The sequence below is a fragment of the Pseudanabaena biceps PCC 7429 genome (assembly GCF_000332215.1).
Taxonomy (GTDB): Bacteria; Cyanobacteriota; Cyanobacteriia; order Pseudanabaenales; family Pseudanabaenaceae; genus Pseudanabaena; species Pseudanabaena biceps.
On the sequence record NZ_ALWB01000062.1, the window covers coordinates 1 to 15,079 of the forward strand.

The 15,079-nt window shown below is 45.5% G+C and carries 10 protein-coding genes; 5 read left to right on the forward strand and 5 right to left on the reverse strand.

What is annotated here, in order from left to right:
- Nucleotides 1-198: 198 nt before the first annotated feature.
- Together PSE7429_RS08985 and mutS are read right to left on the reverse strand one after the other, a co-directional pair.
- A complete protein-coding gene (locus PSE7429_RS08985) occupies nt 199-1,077 on the reverse strand; it encodes a bestrophin family protein (RefSeq protein ID WP_009626831.1) in 879 nt (292 codons plus the stop codon).
- A gap of 216 nt (nt 1,078-1,293) precedes the next feature.
- Nucleotides 1,294-3,975 carry a DNA mismatch repair protein MutS gene (gene mutS / locus PSE7429_RS08990; RefSeq protein ID WP_009626832.1) on the reverse strand — a complete coding sequence of 894 codons (2,682 nt, stop codon included), beginning with the start codon at nt 3,973-3,975 and terminating at the stop codon, nt 1,294-1,296.
- Nucleotides 3,976-4,247: 272 nt separating this feature from the next.
- Here mutS and PSE7429_RS08995 point away from each other — a divergent pair, with 272 nt between their 5' ends.
- The 5 genes from PSE7429_RS08995 to PSE7429_RS09015 all read left to right on the forward strand — a co-directional run bounded on the left by PSE7429_RS08995 (nt 4,248) and on the right by PSE7429_RS09015 (nt 11,364).
- Nucleotides 4,248-5,345, forward strand: a complete 1,098-nt coding sequence (locus PSE7429_RS08995) for a metallophosphoesterase family protein (RefSeq protein ID WP_009626833.1) — start codon at nt 4,248-4,250, stop codon at nt 5,343-5,345.
- Between the two features lie 128 nt (nt 5,346-5,473).
- Nucleotides 5,474-6,757, forward strand: coding sequence for an ABC transporter substrate-binding protein (locus PSE7429_RS09000; RefSeq protein ID WP_009626834.1), 1,284 nt, complete (start codon nt 5,474-5,476; stop codon nt 6,755-6,757).
- Nucleotides 6,758-7,254: 497 nt separating this feature from the next.
- Entirely contained in the window at nt 7,255-9,159 is a 1,905-nt protein-coding gene (locus PSE7429_RS09005) for an SPFH domain-containing protein (protein WP_009626835.1), read from the forward strand.
- Between the two features lie 469 nt (nt 9,160-9,628).
- Entirely contained in the window at nt 9,629-10,546 is a 918-nt protein-coding gene (locus PSE7429_RS09010) for an NAD(+) kinase (protein WP_009626836.1), read from the forward strand.
- Between the two features lie 59 nt (nt 10,547-10,605).
- Nucleotides 10,606-11,364, forward strand: a complete 759-nt coding sequence (locus PSE7429_RS09015; RefSeq protein WP_009626837.1) for a pentapeptide repeat-containing protein — start codon at nt 10,606-10,608, stop codon at nt 11,362-11,364.
- A gap of 197 nt (nt 11,365-11,561) precedes the next feature.
- On the opposite strand, the gene pdhA is transcribed toward PSE7429_RS09015, so the two are convergent.
- The 3 genes from pdhA to PSE7429_RS09030 all read right to left on the reverse strand — a co-directional run bounded on the left by pdhA (nt 11,562) and on the right by PSE7429_RS09030 (nt 15,078).
- The gene (gene pdhA / locus PSE7429_RS09020; protein ID WP_009626838.1) at nt 11,562-12,590 is read right to left on the reverse strand and encodes a pyruvate dehydrogenase (acetyl-transferring) E1 component subunit alpha; all 1,029 of its coding nucleotides are present in this window, start codon (nt 12,588-12,590) and stop codon (nt 11,562-11,564) included.
- Between the two features lie 474 nt (nt 12,591-13,064).
- Nucleotides 13,065-14,642 carry a mercuric reductase gene (locus PSE7429_RS09025; protein WP_009626839.1) on the reverse strand — a complete coding sequence of 526 codons (1,578 nt, stop codon included), beginning with the start codon at nt 14,640-14,642 and terminating at the stop codon, nt 13,065-13,067.
- Nucleotides 14,643-14,682: 40 nt separating this feature from the next.
- Nucleotides 14,683-15,078, reverse strand: coding sequence for a DoxX family protein (locus PSE7429_RS09030; protein ID WP_009626840.1), 396 nt, complete (start codon nt 15,076-15,078; stop codon nt 14,683-14,685).
- Nucleotide 15,079: the final 1 nt, after the last annotated feature.

Genomic DNA, 15,079 nt, shown 5'->3' on the forward strand with positions numbered 1-15,079 from the left:
TGATTTCACGCTTGGACTGGTTAACACTGCATCCATTAAGTCAAATATTGCATCTCTTCCATTTCCTAAAAAATTATATGCCTGTTGACGAAAGTTCTGTAGTTTATCAATAATCATGACTGTAGATGTGCTTTTTCTTTTTCATCTACTTTAGGCAGTTTGTATCTCTTTTACTCTGCCTTTTTTTCCTTTTTTAGTCTAAACTCCAGTGATGAAAATCAAATCGTCAATATTTCGTTGCATTGCATTACAAATATTATCTAGGGGCAAGTCATTAGTATCGTGACCAAAGGGGTCTTCAATTTGAATGCCAATTTCTTCTATTCCTAACAAGGTAAAACTAATCAAAGCCACGATGGGGGCGGTCATCCATTCTAGTTGATCGACCATTTGGAATGGAAGAGATAAGCAATAAATCATTAATAACTGTTTGAGGTGAATGGCATAGGCTAAAGGGATTGGAGTCCTGAGAATGCGCTCGCAAATACCCACAACATCAACCATTTGATGTAAAAGCTGAATCATATCGTTTAGTTGATAGCGATCCAATTTTCCTTGCTGAGTTTGTTCTTGTAAGTAGCTACTAAGCCAAAATGCAATTTCCAGCGGGGGATGGTTCATCGTTTTCAAGCGTTCAAATTGCTCAGGAGAGAGATTTGCCGCCAGTTCAGAGTTAATTGACTCCGATCGCAAATGTAGTTTTAAGGCGATCGCAAAGGCTGGTAACATTTTCACCGCTGCAATTTTCGCTTGGCGATCGCGGGGTTCCTTTTCTAAAATCGCCACTAGAATTTGGCGCGATAAATTCCTGACTGTATTTACAAGCAGTCCCCAAGCCTTGCGACCTTCCCAGAATCGCTCATAAGCGGTATTTGTCCGAAATACGAGCAATAGACCCAGCACGATATTGGGAATGATACTGCCCAGAATTGGCAAGGAAACTCTGATATTAGAGATATGGAGGATATAAATGAAAACACCAAATAATCCACACAATAGCGATCGCGGTAAAACTTCTGGGACTACGGAGCCTCTCCAGCGCAACGCAATCCGAAACCAATCATCTTTTTTTTTCATTAAAGTTTATCGAAGTTTATCGAAGTTTATTTTTTGGTTATAAGTAGCTAGGCATAAGTAAACTTAAAACCTAGAAGAACATACCGCCCGCTGGGCGGGCGGTATGTTCTCTGGTTTTGGTTGTAGCTGGGCATAATTAAAAAACAGAGCCAGAGTCTGTAGCGCACGCGCAGCGTGCGCTACAGACTCTGGCTCTATTATGCGCCTAGCCACTTATTAGGGCGCATTGGTGTCAAAAATAGTCATTTGCGAATCATCAGGAAAATCATTAGAAGATTTTTTGGTGGTTTTTGATGGTGATTTTGGGGAGTGATCGCGATGCTGCGAGCCCCCCTTACGCAATCCCGTAGCGATATGGCTATTTTTAGCGATTTGTTCTAAAACCTCCTTAGCACGACTGATTACGGTGGCAGGCAAGCCTGCTAAGCGTCCCACTTCGATCCCATAGGAACGATCCGCACCACCCTCTTGAACTTGATGTAAGAAAATAATCTCATCTTCTAATTCCTTGACTGTGACTTGAAAATTTGCCACATTTGGAAGTAGGCTGGCAAGTTCGTTCAGTTCGTGATAATGGGTTGCAAAAATCCCGCGAGCTTTGATTTTATTGGCAATATATTCGGCTACCGACCAAGCGATCGCCATACCGTCAAAGGTAGAAGTACCTCGTCCAATTTCATCCAGCAAAACTAAGGAATGTTCCTTCGCATGATTGAGGATATTTGCCGTTTCATTCATTTCCACCATAAATGTTGATTGTCCTGTGGCGAGATCGTCAACTGCGCCCACACGGGTAAAAATGCGATCGCAGATACCCAAGGTCGCCGCTTCCGCAGGGACAAAGCTCCCCACCTGAGCCATGAGTTGAATTAAGCCCACCTGACGCAAGTAAATACTCTTGCCACTCATATTGGGACCAGTTAAAACAATTAAATCGGGACATACCGATTGGCGATCGTTACCTAAATAGGTAGAATTGGGAATGAAAAAGCCTGCGGGCAGAGACTGCTCGACAACGGGATGGCGACCATTGTGGATCGCGATCGCGCGATCGTTAGTAATTTGGGGACGGCAATAGTTGTAAGTAACGGCAACTTCAGCCAGACTGCATAGCACATCTGCCGCAGCGAGAGCTGTCGCTAAGGTGCGCATGGGTTCGATCTGTTGTGCGGCAAGTAATCTTAACTCGACAAACAGATCGTATTCCAATTGTTTTAATTCACTATCGGCATTGAGAATCCTTGTCTCGCGTTCCTTCAGTTCGGGCGTAATATACCGCTCTTCATTGGTTAAGGTTTGCTTGCGAATGTAATCCGTAGGGGCTTGCTCGCTCTTACCGCGCGAGATACTAATGTAATAGCCAAAGGCTTTATTAAAGCCTACTTTGAGCGTATTAATTCCTGTGCGTTCCTTTTCCTGCTTCTCAAAGGCAGATAGCCATTCCACATCATCGCGGCTCTGCTGGCGCAGGCGATCCAATTGTTCGTTCACCCCAGAACGAATGATATTACCCTCTGTAATATAAATTGGGGGCTCTTCCACTAGGGTCTTTTGTAACTGCTCGCCCAGTTGTAATAGTACCGATGGTACGGACTGTAAAGCTTTTAGATAGCGCGAATTGGCTCTAGCAACTACATCAGCAACATCGCGCATTTTTTCTAACGACATTGCCACGGCAATTAAATCGCGCCCATTTGCCGTACCCGCACCGATGCGACTGCACAGACGTTCGATATCATAGATTTGACTGAGGCAACTTCGCAAATTCTTGCGTAAAGAATGCTGCTTATATAGCTCGGCAATCGTATCTAGGCGTTCATTAATAGCCTCGATATCCTTTAGTGGTTGCAATAGCCAACGGCGCAAAGCACGGCTACCCATGCCTGTCGTCGTCTTATCTAAAGCCCAGAGCAAGGAACTATAAAAAGTACCATCCCGCACGGTTTGGGTAATTTCTAAATTGCGGCGCGTTTGGTTATCAAGGATTAGATAATCAGCGATCACATAGGTGGATATCCCCTGCAATGGCATTTTGATGCTTTTTTGGGTGGATTCGAGATATTCTAAAATCCCCCCTGCGGCTCTAATGGCTAAGGGCAAGGATTGACAGCCAAATCCCTCAAGCGATCGCACTCTAAAGGTATCAAGAATGCGCTGTTTTGCTTCGGCTAGGGCAAAAGGAGCTTGCGATCGTGGCGTATAGCAAAAGCTGTCGGGCAAGGCACTATAGGGTTCGGGCAAGGCAGATTTTTCCTTGGGAGCAATCCCTTCCCAAAAGACGCTGGGCTTATCCGATCGCGAACCGCGAAATAGTTGGGGATTGGGTACATCAATGGGAATGAGAACTTCCGCAGGTTGTAACCGCAATAGTTCCTGAATTAAATGTTCCGTACTATTTAGCTGTGTTACAGAAAATTCACCCGTCGAAATATCGGTATATGCTAAGCCCCAGTTTTCGCCACCATTAGCGATCGCTACTAAAAAATTATTTTGCTTTACTGCCAGCATCCCCTCTTCGATCACAGTTCCAGGGGTAATAACTCTGGTAACTTCGCGGCGGACTAGCCCCTGCGCCTCCGAGGCTGCCTCCATCTGGTCACACACAGCGATCGAATAGCCTTTTTCAACCAATTGATTAGCATAGCGATCAAGGGCATGGTGAGGGATACCCGCCATCGCAATTCGTCCAATAGCCTTACCGCCATCGCGTCCAGTTAATACCAATTCCAATTCCCGTGAAATTAGTTCTGCATCTTCAAAAAACGCCTCAAAAAAATCTCCCAGCCGATACAACATCACCGCATGGGGATATTGCTCTTTCATTTCGATATAGTGCAGCATCATGGGGGTGAGGGCTGTGCGATTAACTTGAGCCGACGACAGAACTAATTCAGCCATTCAAATTTTGGTCTTAAACAATGTATCCAACCTATTGTAAACGCCATCTTGTATCTTCTCCGTATCTTCTCTGTATCTTCATTGCTGTCTATAGCAATCCCATATCAAAACGCCAAAGATGAGTGGCGGCGCTTCGCGCCGCCACTCATCTTTGGCGTTTTGCCCCACCTTCCACCTTGCGAGCTGCCTATGCTGTTTTTTCACTGCGCTGAACTACTTATATCTAGCTATACTCTATAATCAGAGGGTAATTATTCATGGCTTGGATCTAGGTGGCACTTAAGTTTAAATTTGCGATCGCCTCCGATTTGCACATCGCATTGCCCCACACAATTTGGCATCACCCCTCGCGCTTTCACCTTGTGGAGTACAGCATCCCAGCTTTTGAAGAAGTGCTGTCGCAAATCGCTCACCTAGATATAGATTTTCTTCTGTTACCTGGCGATCTGACCCAGCATGGCGAACCAGAAAACCATCAATGGCTATCGGAAAGATTGGCGCAACTTCCCTATCCCGTCTATGTGATCGCGGGCAATCATGATGTACCCAGACCCGAAACCTTCGATCAATTTACTCCTCACTATACTAATTTTGGCTTTAAGTCTGGCAAGAGCGAACCACGCAAGCTCTACTACGAATGCGAAGTATTACCAAAGGTGCGTTTAATAGGATTAAATTCCAATCAGTTTGATGCTGAAGGTCAACAGATTGGCTGGATTGATGATGAGCAATTGATCTGGTTGGAATCTATTCTCGAAAATCAGGATTACGAACTGAATTTAGTAACGATTCATTATAATGTACTGGAACATATGCATGACCAGTCCTGTAATGCGCTCGGACAGCGCTACATGCTCGGTAATGCCGATCGCCTATGTCAAATTTTACAGTCAAAGGTACAGTTGATCTTTACGGGGCATCTCCATGTGCAGGATATTGCCTATAGCGATCGCTATGATCTCTATGACATTACTACTGGCTCTCTGGTTAGTTTTCCCCATCCCTATCGGATTCTTAGCTATAGCTCCGATGATTCAGGCGATCGCCTAGAGATCGAATCATTTCGCGTCAAATCCATTCCCGAACAACCCGATCTCCTGCATTTTTCGCGGGAATGGATGGGCGATCGATCGCACCCCTTCGTCCTGAGATTGCTAACCCATGCCCCTCTCAATCTCCCGATCGAAATTGCCGAAACCCTCACTCCCGAACTGCGATATTTCTGGGCTTATATTGCCGATGGTGATGCCAAATTTGAGTTCCCCAACTTTCCACCGATCGCCAAAAAATACTTTGAAGCCTTCAGCGATATTCCGCCCAAGGATAATAACATTACCCTCGCGCTGAGAAGCCATAATCAAACCCAATAGAGAGTTGCGGCGCTTCGCGCCGCAACTCTCTATTGGGTTTGATGTCCTGACTTAAGTGACTATAGCTATATAATCAAACCGAATCTACTCGAATCTACTCGAATCTACTCACATTTACTATTGTTGCCATGCCATCTAATCTCTTTAACAACCTCAGTCGCCGCAAGTTTATCGGACTTTCTACTCTGTTTTTGCTCGGAGCCTGTGGAGCCCAAACAACGCCATCTAACTCTTCAGGTAAAAACAAAGTCGTATTTTGGACGATGCAATTAAAACCACAATTTGATAAATACATGGCGGATTTGATTGCAGGATTTCTAAAGGAAAATCCGACGGCGGAAGTAGAGTGGGTGGATATTCCTTGGGGAGAAATGGAAACTAAAATTTTGAGCTCTGTAGCTGCCAAAACAGCTCCCGATGTCGTGAATTTAAATCCGCAGTTTGCTTCCAAACTAGCCGAGAAAAAAGCATTGGTGGATATGGAAAAAGCTATATCAGCAAACGATAAAGCCACCTATTTCCCAAATATCTGGAAGGCGAATCAACTGGATAATACCACCTTTGGTTTGCCTTGGTACGTGGCAACGGATATCACCATTTACAATCGGGCTCTATTTGAAAAGGCTGGTTTAGATCCTGCCAAGCCTCCTAAAACCTTTGAAGAACTTGCCAAGGTTGCGGAACAGATTAAAGCAAAAACTGGTAAATATGCTTTTATGCTGACTATGGATGGCGGACAAGTCTTAGAAGCGATGGTACAGATGGGAATGAAGTTGCTCGATCCCAATGGTAAAGCTGCATTTAACGATGCGGCGGGCAAGGCTGCCTTTGACTACTGGGTGAATCTCTTTGAGAAGCAGTTAATCCCTCGCGAAATCTTAACTGAAGGGCATCGGAAAGCAGTAGAACTCTATCAGTCGGGAGAAGTGGCAATTTTATTGTCCGGACCACAGTTCTTGCAAACGGTTACTCTGAATGCTCCAGATATCGCCAAAGTTACCGATGTGGGCGCTCAAATTACTGGCTCAACGGGTAAAAAGAGTGCGGCGGTGATGAATGTCTCCGTGCCAACTACCTCCACCAATCAAGCTCTAGCCGTCAAATTTGCCCTCTATATAACCAATGCGGGAAATCAGCTTGCTTTTTCTAAGGTTGAGAATTCATTACCTTCAACGACTAAGAGCGCTGGCGATCGCTATTTCACCGAGGTAGCCAAGGACGCACCGCTAACCGATCGCGCTAGAGTTATTAGCGCCTCACAACTGTCCCAATCAGAAGTATTAATTCCACCTGCGAAGGATATTGAGAAATTGCGGAAAATTATTTACGAAGAGTTACAACTTGCCATGCTCAAGGAGAAGCCCAGCGATAAAGCGCTCGCCACTGCTGCCGAACGTTGGAATTCACTGTAAAGTCAAGAGAAGAGCGGCGCTTTGCGCCGCCTTTCTCTTCTTGGGTTTAGCTATCTCTAGTGTTGCTATATCAGTAATAAGTAGTTCGGCATAAAAAACAAAACCAGAAGGCGTAACGTCCGCTACGCGGACGTTACGCTCGTCTAGATTTTAAGTGTACTTATACTTAACTACTTACCAATTCACAAACCAATTTACAAACCAATTCAAAAACCAATTTACAAAAGTGTTGTCACACTTTTGTAAATTAAAAACCAAAACCAGTAAGGGTTTTCAAAGCTCAAAATGGCGTAGCCATTTTGAGCTTTGGTATAAAGTATTGAGCTTGTTAATTTTCTTAGTAGATTTTGAGGATTTCCTGACAACTACGCTAGATTAGCATCAGTTCTGAAAGTGGTATTTTACCCGTGAAAAAGCTATTTAGGATTCAGGATATTTGCCCAAGCTTAGGTCAGAAATTTTGGCAGCGATCGCTTATTTCAGGTGCAGCGATCGCTATGCTGGGTATCTTGGGATTGCCAACAATCCTCACCCACGATGCAGCGATCGCCCAATCAATTTCCCAGAAAGATAACGCCGCCAATACGCGATCGCAAACCCTCCAACTGATGCAAGCAGGCGAGCTTAGCTTTCCACTGTGGGTATGGGTGATTGGCGGTGTTGTAATTGTATTTATATTTCTCCCCCAGATGGGATGGATTTTAGGGCTAATCGTTGTCGGTGAAAGAGAAGTCGGCATCGTGGTTAAGAAATTCTCATTGCGTGGCGATTTACCTCCAGGACAACTCGTCGCCCTCAATGGTGAAGCTGGATATCAAGCTGACACCCTCGCCCCTGGTTGGCATTTTGGCTTTTATCCTTGGCAATATAGCGTTCGCAAAGAATCCGTAGTGGTGATACCCCAAGGCGAAATCGGCTTAATTATTGCCAACGATGGTAAATCGATTCCTCCTGATCGCATTTTAGGTAAAACTGTCCCCTGCGACAATTTCCAAAACGCACGCGAATTTCTCCTTGCGGGTGGGGAAAAGGGAAGACAGTTAGGAATCCTAACCGCAGGAACCTATCGAGTCAATACGGCGCTATTTACAATTATTACTTCTGCTAATGCGACCGCCAATGGAATGTCTCCATCGGAACTAAAACTCTATTCCGTCGCCACCGAAAAAGTCGGCATTGTCACGACATTAGATGGAACGCCCATTGAGACAGGAGCGATCGCAGGAGCAATCATTCCCGAACATGACAACTTTCAAAACGCTCAACTATTCATCAATGGAGGCGGTCGGCGCGGCTTGCAGGAGCAGGTTATTCTATCGGGTTCATGGAACCTCAATCCTTGGTTCGTTCAGATCGAACAGGTAAAAATGACCGATATTCCCATTGGATATGTCGGCGTGGTGATTTCCTTTGTTGGCGGCGCTCAAGATGATGTTAGTGGCGCTTTATTTACCCACGGACATTTGGTGAATGTCGGCGATAAGGGGGTATGGATCGAGCCGCTTTATCCTGGCAAACATCCATTAAATACCCATATTATGAAAGTGGAACTCGTTCCCACTACCAATATTGTTCTAAACTTCAGCGATCGCACCGAAGAACATGGCTATGACTCTAAGTTGAGAGCCTTAAATGTCCGTTCTAACGATGGCTTTGCCTTTAATTTAGAAGTCGCACAGATCATTCACGTAGGAGCCTTGGATGCCCCTAGGGTGATTTCACGTGTGGGTTCGATGCAAAACCTCGTCGATCACGTACTCCGTCCAACCGTAGGTAACTACTTCCGCAATTCCGCACAGGCCTATACAGTATTAGATTTCTTGATCGCCCGCAGCGATCGCCAAGCAGAAGCAGCCGATTTTATTCGTACCGCCATGCAAGCCTATGATGTCCAAGCAGTAGATACCCTCCTCGGACAAATCGAACCACCCGAAACTCTGATGCAAACCCTCACCGATCGCAAAATTGCCGAAGAACAACGCAAGACCTACGAAGTACAGCGCATCTCCCAAACGCAACGCCAAGAACTCGTCCGCGAAACATCTCTTGCGGATATTCAAAGAGAAGTAGTTACCGCCGAACAAGGGGTACGCATTGCCGAACTGCAAGCTAGCGCCAAGGTCAAAGAAGCGGCTGGTGAAGCCGAATCTATCCGAGTCACGGGTGAAGCAAAAGCCGATGCCTATCGAGCTGGAGTCGATGCCCTCGGCGGCAGTTCCTACGTTGCCTTGCAGTTAATGCAAACTATCGGCGATCGCAATGTGCGCGTTGTACCCGATGTTGCCGTCAATGGTAGCGATCGGGGCGGAGGCTTACTTGATGGCGTATTAGGTATGCTGCTCTGGAATCAAAACAAAGAAGCCAAGGAAGAAAAAAGTGATCGCTTGACGAGGCTACCCTAAAAAACTGCACCGTCCAAACAATTTAAGTCAGGACATCAAACCCAATAGAGAGTTGCGGCGCTTCGCGCCGCAACTCTCTATTGGGTTTGATTTTTGTCCTACTCCCTTCCCAGTAAAGAATTAGACGTTGCGGCGCGAAGCGCCGCAACGCTAATTATTGGTTTTGATGTCTATTTCTTTGGTAGGAAGGGAGTAACATTACTGACTATAGCTATATAAAAGCCAAAAGCTAATTGCCAAAAGCCAAAAGCTAATTGCCAAAAGCCAAAAGCCAAAAGCTAATTGCCAAAAGCTAATTGCTAAAAGCTAAAAGCCAAAAGCTAATTGCCAAAAGCCAAAAGCTAATTGCCAAAAGCCAAAAGCTAATTGCCAAAAACTAATTGCTAAAAGCCAAAAGCTAATTGCTAATTGCTAATTGCTATAATTACCAAACTGACAAATTTTTGAATAGTCTAGGTAGTCATTGAGCGTGCCAAAAGTCGGGATTATATATAACGACGCAAAGCCTGTCGCTGAACGTGTAGGTTTGGATATGAAGTCGTGGCTAGAAAAGCGTGGGATCCAGACAGTGATGGCGACTGGAAATGGCGGTATTTTGGGCTATGGCAAACCTGATGCTCCCGTTTGTCATACATTAATCGAAAGTTTAGTCCCCATCGGTTTCGATCGCGACTTAATGTTTGTTGTCGCCCTTGGAGGCGACGGCACTGTACTCTCTGCCTGCCGTCAGATCGCCCCCCTCGGTTTACCCGTCTTAAATGTAAACACAGGGCATATGGGATTTTTGACCGAAACCTACCTAACCGATTGGGAAGAAGCAGTTTCGCAAATTGTTGAAGGTAACTACGTTGTCGAACAGCGATCGATGATGACGGTGCGCGTTTACGATAGCCAAGGACTGCTCTGGGAGGCCCTATCGTTAAACGAAATGGTATTGCATCGTGAACCCTTGACCAGTATGTGTCACTTTGAAGTGCAGATTGGTCGCCATTTACCCGTTGATATTGCAGCGGATGGCGTGATTATTTCTACACCTACAGGCTCAACCGCCTATGCACTTTCAGCAGGAGGTCCCGTCATTGAGCCAGGAATTCCCGTATTCCAACTTATCCCCATTTGTGCCCATTCCATGGCATCACGGGCTTTAGTCTTTGCCAATACGGAGAAAGTGATTGTCACCCCCGCTAATCGACATCGGCTGGTGTTGGTTGTTGATGGTAATGCGGGATGTTACATCTATCCTGACTATCGGGTTGAAGTCGAACGATCGCAATATCCAGCGAGGTTTATTCGTTTGCAGAAAGGTGAATTTTTCAAGGTATTACGCGAAAAGTTAGGTTGGGGACTGCCACATATTTCTAAGCCAAATCTAGGCGAATTAGCTTAAAATTCATAAAGCTAGAGAGGTACGCCTTTCTAGCTTTATAAGCTTAGTAACAGGTCGCTATGAGCCAAAGCCTCAACTTTGCAAACCAAGATTTACGCGATCGCTCCTTCAAGGGCAAAAATCTAGTCGGTGCTAATTTTAGCGGTGCTGATATTCGTGGGTGTAATTTTTGCCGCTCTCAACTCAAGGCAGCTAATTTTGCGAATGTGCGCGCGGGCAAAAGTCAGAGGCAAGCGGCGATCGCCAGCATGGTCTCGTTTGTAATGGCGTTGATGTTTGCGGGTACGGCAACGATCTCTACTATTTTGCTGGTTGCCTTCTCCCTTTCTTTCATTTTTGGGGCAACGATTATCAATCAAGCCACAGTTTATTGGGTGGCAATCGTGGCGATCATCGTATTTGCGGTTAGCTTTGCGATTAGCTTTACGGCGAGCTTTGCGATCTCTAGCTCCAAGGGCACGGTCATAGCAATTCCTATTTCCCTTGTTATAGCTTTTGTGTCAGGTTTCTTTGGCTCCACCTTCACCAAAATATTAGTTTCTGGTGCTTTTAACGCGATCGCGGGTTCGCTACGGTTTAATCCCTTTACGGCACTATTAATATTTTTAGCGATCGAGCCATTACAGATTTTTGGGAGCCTCTACTTATTTCGTTTGGCAATTAATACATGGCGCACTACCACAGGCACTAAGTTTCAGTATGCCGATCTCACTAAAGCCTCGTTTCATAGTGCGACCTTGGTTAATTGCGATTTCTCCAAAGCGATCGTCAACGATGTCGATTGGGAACAAGCACAGATCTCCCGTTGCAAGTTATAAATAATACCAAGTTACGGCGCTTTACACTCAAACCCAATAGAGAGTTGCGGCGCGAAGCGCCGCAACTCTCTATTGGGTTTGTTTTTTGTCCTAACATTACTGACTATAGCTATAAAACCTAAAAGATAGATGGCACTAAACGCCACCTATCTTTTAGGTTTTGCAAGGAAGTTGCCAAGCAACTTCCTTTTTGCACTCTATTCGTCTTCAGCAAACTGATAGCGGAAAAGATCCTTAGGATCTGGTTCGGGAGAAGTTTCCGCAAAGCGGACACATTCCTCAACTACATCGCGAATCTTTTTATCAATGTCTTTCAACTGGCTTTCAGTTACTAAACCATGCTCAAGCACGCGGCTAGCAAAGATTTTAATCGGATCGCGTCCGAACCATTTATCCTTGTCTTCTTTGCTGCGTAGTTCGTCGGGGTCAGCTAGAGAATGTCCTCTAAAACGATAGGTCATGCATTCTAAAACCGTAGGTCCCTCGCCAGCACGGGCGCGACGGATGGCTTCTTGAGCATATTCGCGTACGGATAGCACATCCATACCATCTACCTCAAATCCTGGCATCCCAAAGGCTTCGGCTTTTTTATGAATCCGCACATCGGAAGTAGCTCGATGATGCTTCATCCCGATCGCCCAATCATTATTTTCAATGACAAAAATAATTGGTAATTTCCACAAAGCTGCCATATTGAGGGTTTCGTAGAACTGCCCGTTATTACTTGCACCATCGCCAAAGAAACAAGCGGTTACTTGGTCGGCATTCGGATCGCCCATTACTTCACGGCGATATTTTGACTGAAACGCTGCACCCGAAGCTACGGGAATGCCTTCAGCCACAAAAGCATAGCCACCCAAAAAGTTATTCTTAGCTGAGAAGATATGCATAGAGCCACCACGACCCTTACTGCATCCTGTTTCCTTCCCAAAAAGCTCTGCCATTACCTCATTTGCCGTGACACCCGCACTGAGGGCGTGAACGTGGTCGCGGTAGGTACTGCATACATAGTCATCGGGACGCATGGCTTTGATTACGCCAGAAGCTACCGCTTCTTGACCATTGTACAAATGCACAAACCCGAACATTCTTCCGCGATAATACATTTCAGCGCACTTGTCCTCAAAAGTGCGTCCCAATACCATATCTTCGTAAATGGTTAGGGCTTCGCCTGTGGTGATATTGGGTGCAGAAGTCGAAACAGTCGCAACAGTGTCTTGAGGCATCGATTCAGTAAGTGAGCTAATCGTTAAATTTTTCTTTTGCTAGTCTAGCAGCGATTGACGACGGCAACATAGGGATAGTCGGGGCAAGAAAATTAGGTTTAGTTTTTAATTCACAGAAGTGTTGTCACACTTTTATGAATTGGTATAAAGCCCCAAAAGCTGTAGCGCACGCGCAGCGTGCGCTACAGCTTTTGGAGTTTTATATTTAACTGTACCCAGCTACTCAATACCAAATCACAAAATGGCTACGCCATTTTGTGATTTTAAAAACTTTACTGAGTTTGGTTTTCAATTCCCAAAAGTGTAGCCACACTTTTGGGAATTGGTATAACGTGAGTTTGGAATAATTGGAAACGGGATTTGAGAAAGGGTTTGCGTAGCAAACCCTTTCTCAAATCCCAAAAGTAAAAGCCTTGCCTAGCAAGGCTTTTACTTTTGGGATTTTAAAATTTGCCAGACCCGAACTGACGTTAGTTAACTAAGTTGTGCTAAAAACTTCAAAAAAGCCTGTGTCCTTGGGGTGAGTAATTTTTTTCGATAGGCCTCGGCAGCTTTTTTGATCGCATCCGCTTGGGTTGGATAGGCATGAATTACGCTCGAAAGTTGATTCAGCCCTTTTTTGGCGACGATCGCTAAGGTAATTTCACTAATCATCTCGCCCGCATGGCGGGCTACGATGGTTGCGCCTAAAATGCGATCAGAACCACGCTGATGCAGGATTTTGACAAAGCCATCGGTTTCACCATCATAAATAGCGCGATCGACCCCACTAAAGGGAATTTTAATCTGTTCGGTTTCTAAACCCAGTTTATCGGCTTCGTTGGCAGACAGTCCTACATGGGCAATCTCTGGATCCGTAAAGGTCACCCAAGGCATTACCAAATTGCTCAGTTTGCTTCTCCCCAAACCAAAGGGAGAGAACAGCGTATTTTTAATGACAATTCTTGCCGCTGTATCCGCAGCATGGGTAAATTTCCAATCCATACAGATATCGCCTGCGGCATAGATATAGGGGTTGCTGGTTTGCAAATAGTCATCAATGAAAACCCCACGCTGTTGATCATATTTTACGCCTACAGCTTCAAGATTTAGTCCTTCCACATTGGGCGATCGCCCGACCCCAATCAGAATTTCATCAACTTCAATATCTCGAAGGGTTTCGCCTTGCTGATAACTAATGATTTTGCCCGTAGGCGTTTTGGAAACTCGCTCGATCACACAGTCCAAAACTACATTTAATCCTTCTTCTGTAAATTTCTGCTGCAAAATTTCTGACGCATCGGGATCTTCGCGATCTAATAAACGTGAATTTTTATGTAATAAAGTCACTTCACAACCCAAACGTCGAAATGCTTGGGCTAATTCACAGCCGATCGCGCCGCCACCAATTACGGCAAGTCGTTTGGGGCGATCGCTAAGGGTAAAAATTGTTTCGTTCGTTAGATAGCCGACTTCCGCCAGTCCTAAGATTTTCGGTGTCGTTGCCCTTGCCCCAGTGGCGATAACAGCTTTTTTAAAGCGGAGTCGTCGCTCACCAACGGCGATCGCCCGATCATTGGCTGAGGAGTTAATAAATCGCGCTTCTCCAAAAAATACATCCACACCAAGCTGGCGAAAGCGATCGGCGGAGTCATGAACGCTAATTTCCGCCCGAATTTTCCGCATTCTTGCCATCACCGCCGCAAAATCGATGTCGATACCAGCAACCGAGTTAATCCCCAAAGGAGCCGCCGCAAGGATATCCGCTACCGCCCGCGACGAACGGATGAGGCATTTAGATGGGACACAGCCCACATTCAAGCAATCTCCACCCATCAAGTTTTTTTCAATTAGGGCTACTTTTAAGCCCAGTCCCAACCCTGCGGCTCCAGCCGCCACCACTAAGCCTGCTGTCCCTGCCCCAATGACGACTAGATCGTAGCTCGCCGCAGGTTCGGGATTAACCCAGTCCAACGGACGCACTTTATCAATCAAATCACGATTATATCGATCCACTGGCTGTATGAATTCGGCATAGCGATCAGTCTCAGGAGAAGGGGAGAATTGGCTCATGGCTGGGTTATGGATTAGTTAGGAGATTAAAATTAAAATTTTAGGAATCTTCACAGGTGTACCACCATGCCCATGCAATCAATACCGCCTGTAGTGGTAAGCGTCCCCAACGCAGGAAATCTGAATCAGGAATACCTTCAAGGGAAATACGATTAACTGCCATATTGATATTTGCTGGAAATACCGCAACAAATAGGGCGATCGTGCCCCAAGCGGCGGCAATACTGACCGAGGGTAAGAGCAAACCAATCCCTCCTAAAATTTCAAACACACCACTAATGTAAACCAGTGCCAAGGGATAGGGTAAGAAGGACGGAACGATCTTGACAAAGGGATTGGGCGTTAACCAATGGAGAGTGCCTGCGGCAATCAAGAATAGGGATAAGACCACTCGTAGAAATAATTTAACTGGTTTAACTGATTTAATTACGAGCATT

Coding starts and splice junctions, on each gene's coding strand:
- PSE7429_RS08985 (WP_009626831.1), bottom strand. CDS start 1,077: ATGAAAAAAAAAGATGATTGGTTTCGGATTGCGTTGCGCTGGAGAGGC.
- mutS (WP_009626832.1), bottom strand. CDS start 3,975: ATGGCTGAATTAGTTCTGTCGTCGGCTCAAGTTAATCGCACAGCCCTC.
- PSE7429_RS09000 (WP_009626834.1), top strand. CDS start 5,474: ATGCCATCTAATCTCTTTAACAACCTCAGTCGCCGCAAGTTTATCGGA.
- PSE7429_RS09005 (WP_009626835.1), top strand. CDS start 7,255: ATGCTGGGTATCTTGGGATTGCCAACAATCCTCACCCACGATGCAGCG.
- PSE7429_RS09015 (WP_009626837.1), top strand. CDS start 10,606: ATGAGCCAAAGCCTCAACTTTGCAAACCAAGATTTACGCGATCGCTCC.
- pdhA (WP_009626838.1), bottom strand. CDS start 12,590: ATGCCTCAAGACACTGTTGCGACTGTTTCGACTTCTGCACCCAATATC.
- PSE7429_RS09025 (WP_009626839.1), bottom strand. CDS start 14,642: ATGAGCCAATTCTCCCCTTCTCCTGAGACTGATCGCTATGCCGAATTC.
- PSE7429_RS09030 (WP_009626840.1), bottom strand. CDS start 15,078: ATGCTCGTAATTAAATCAGTTAAACCAGTTAAATTATTTCTACGAGTG.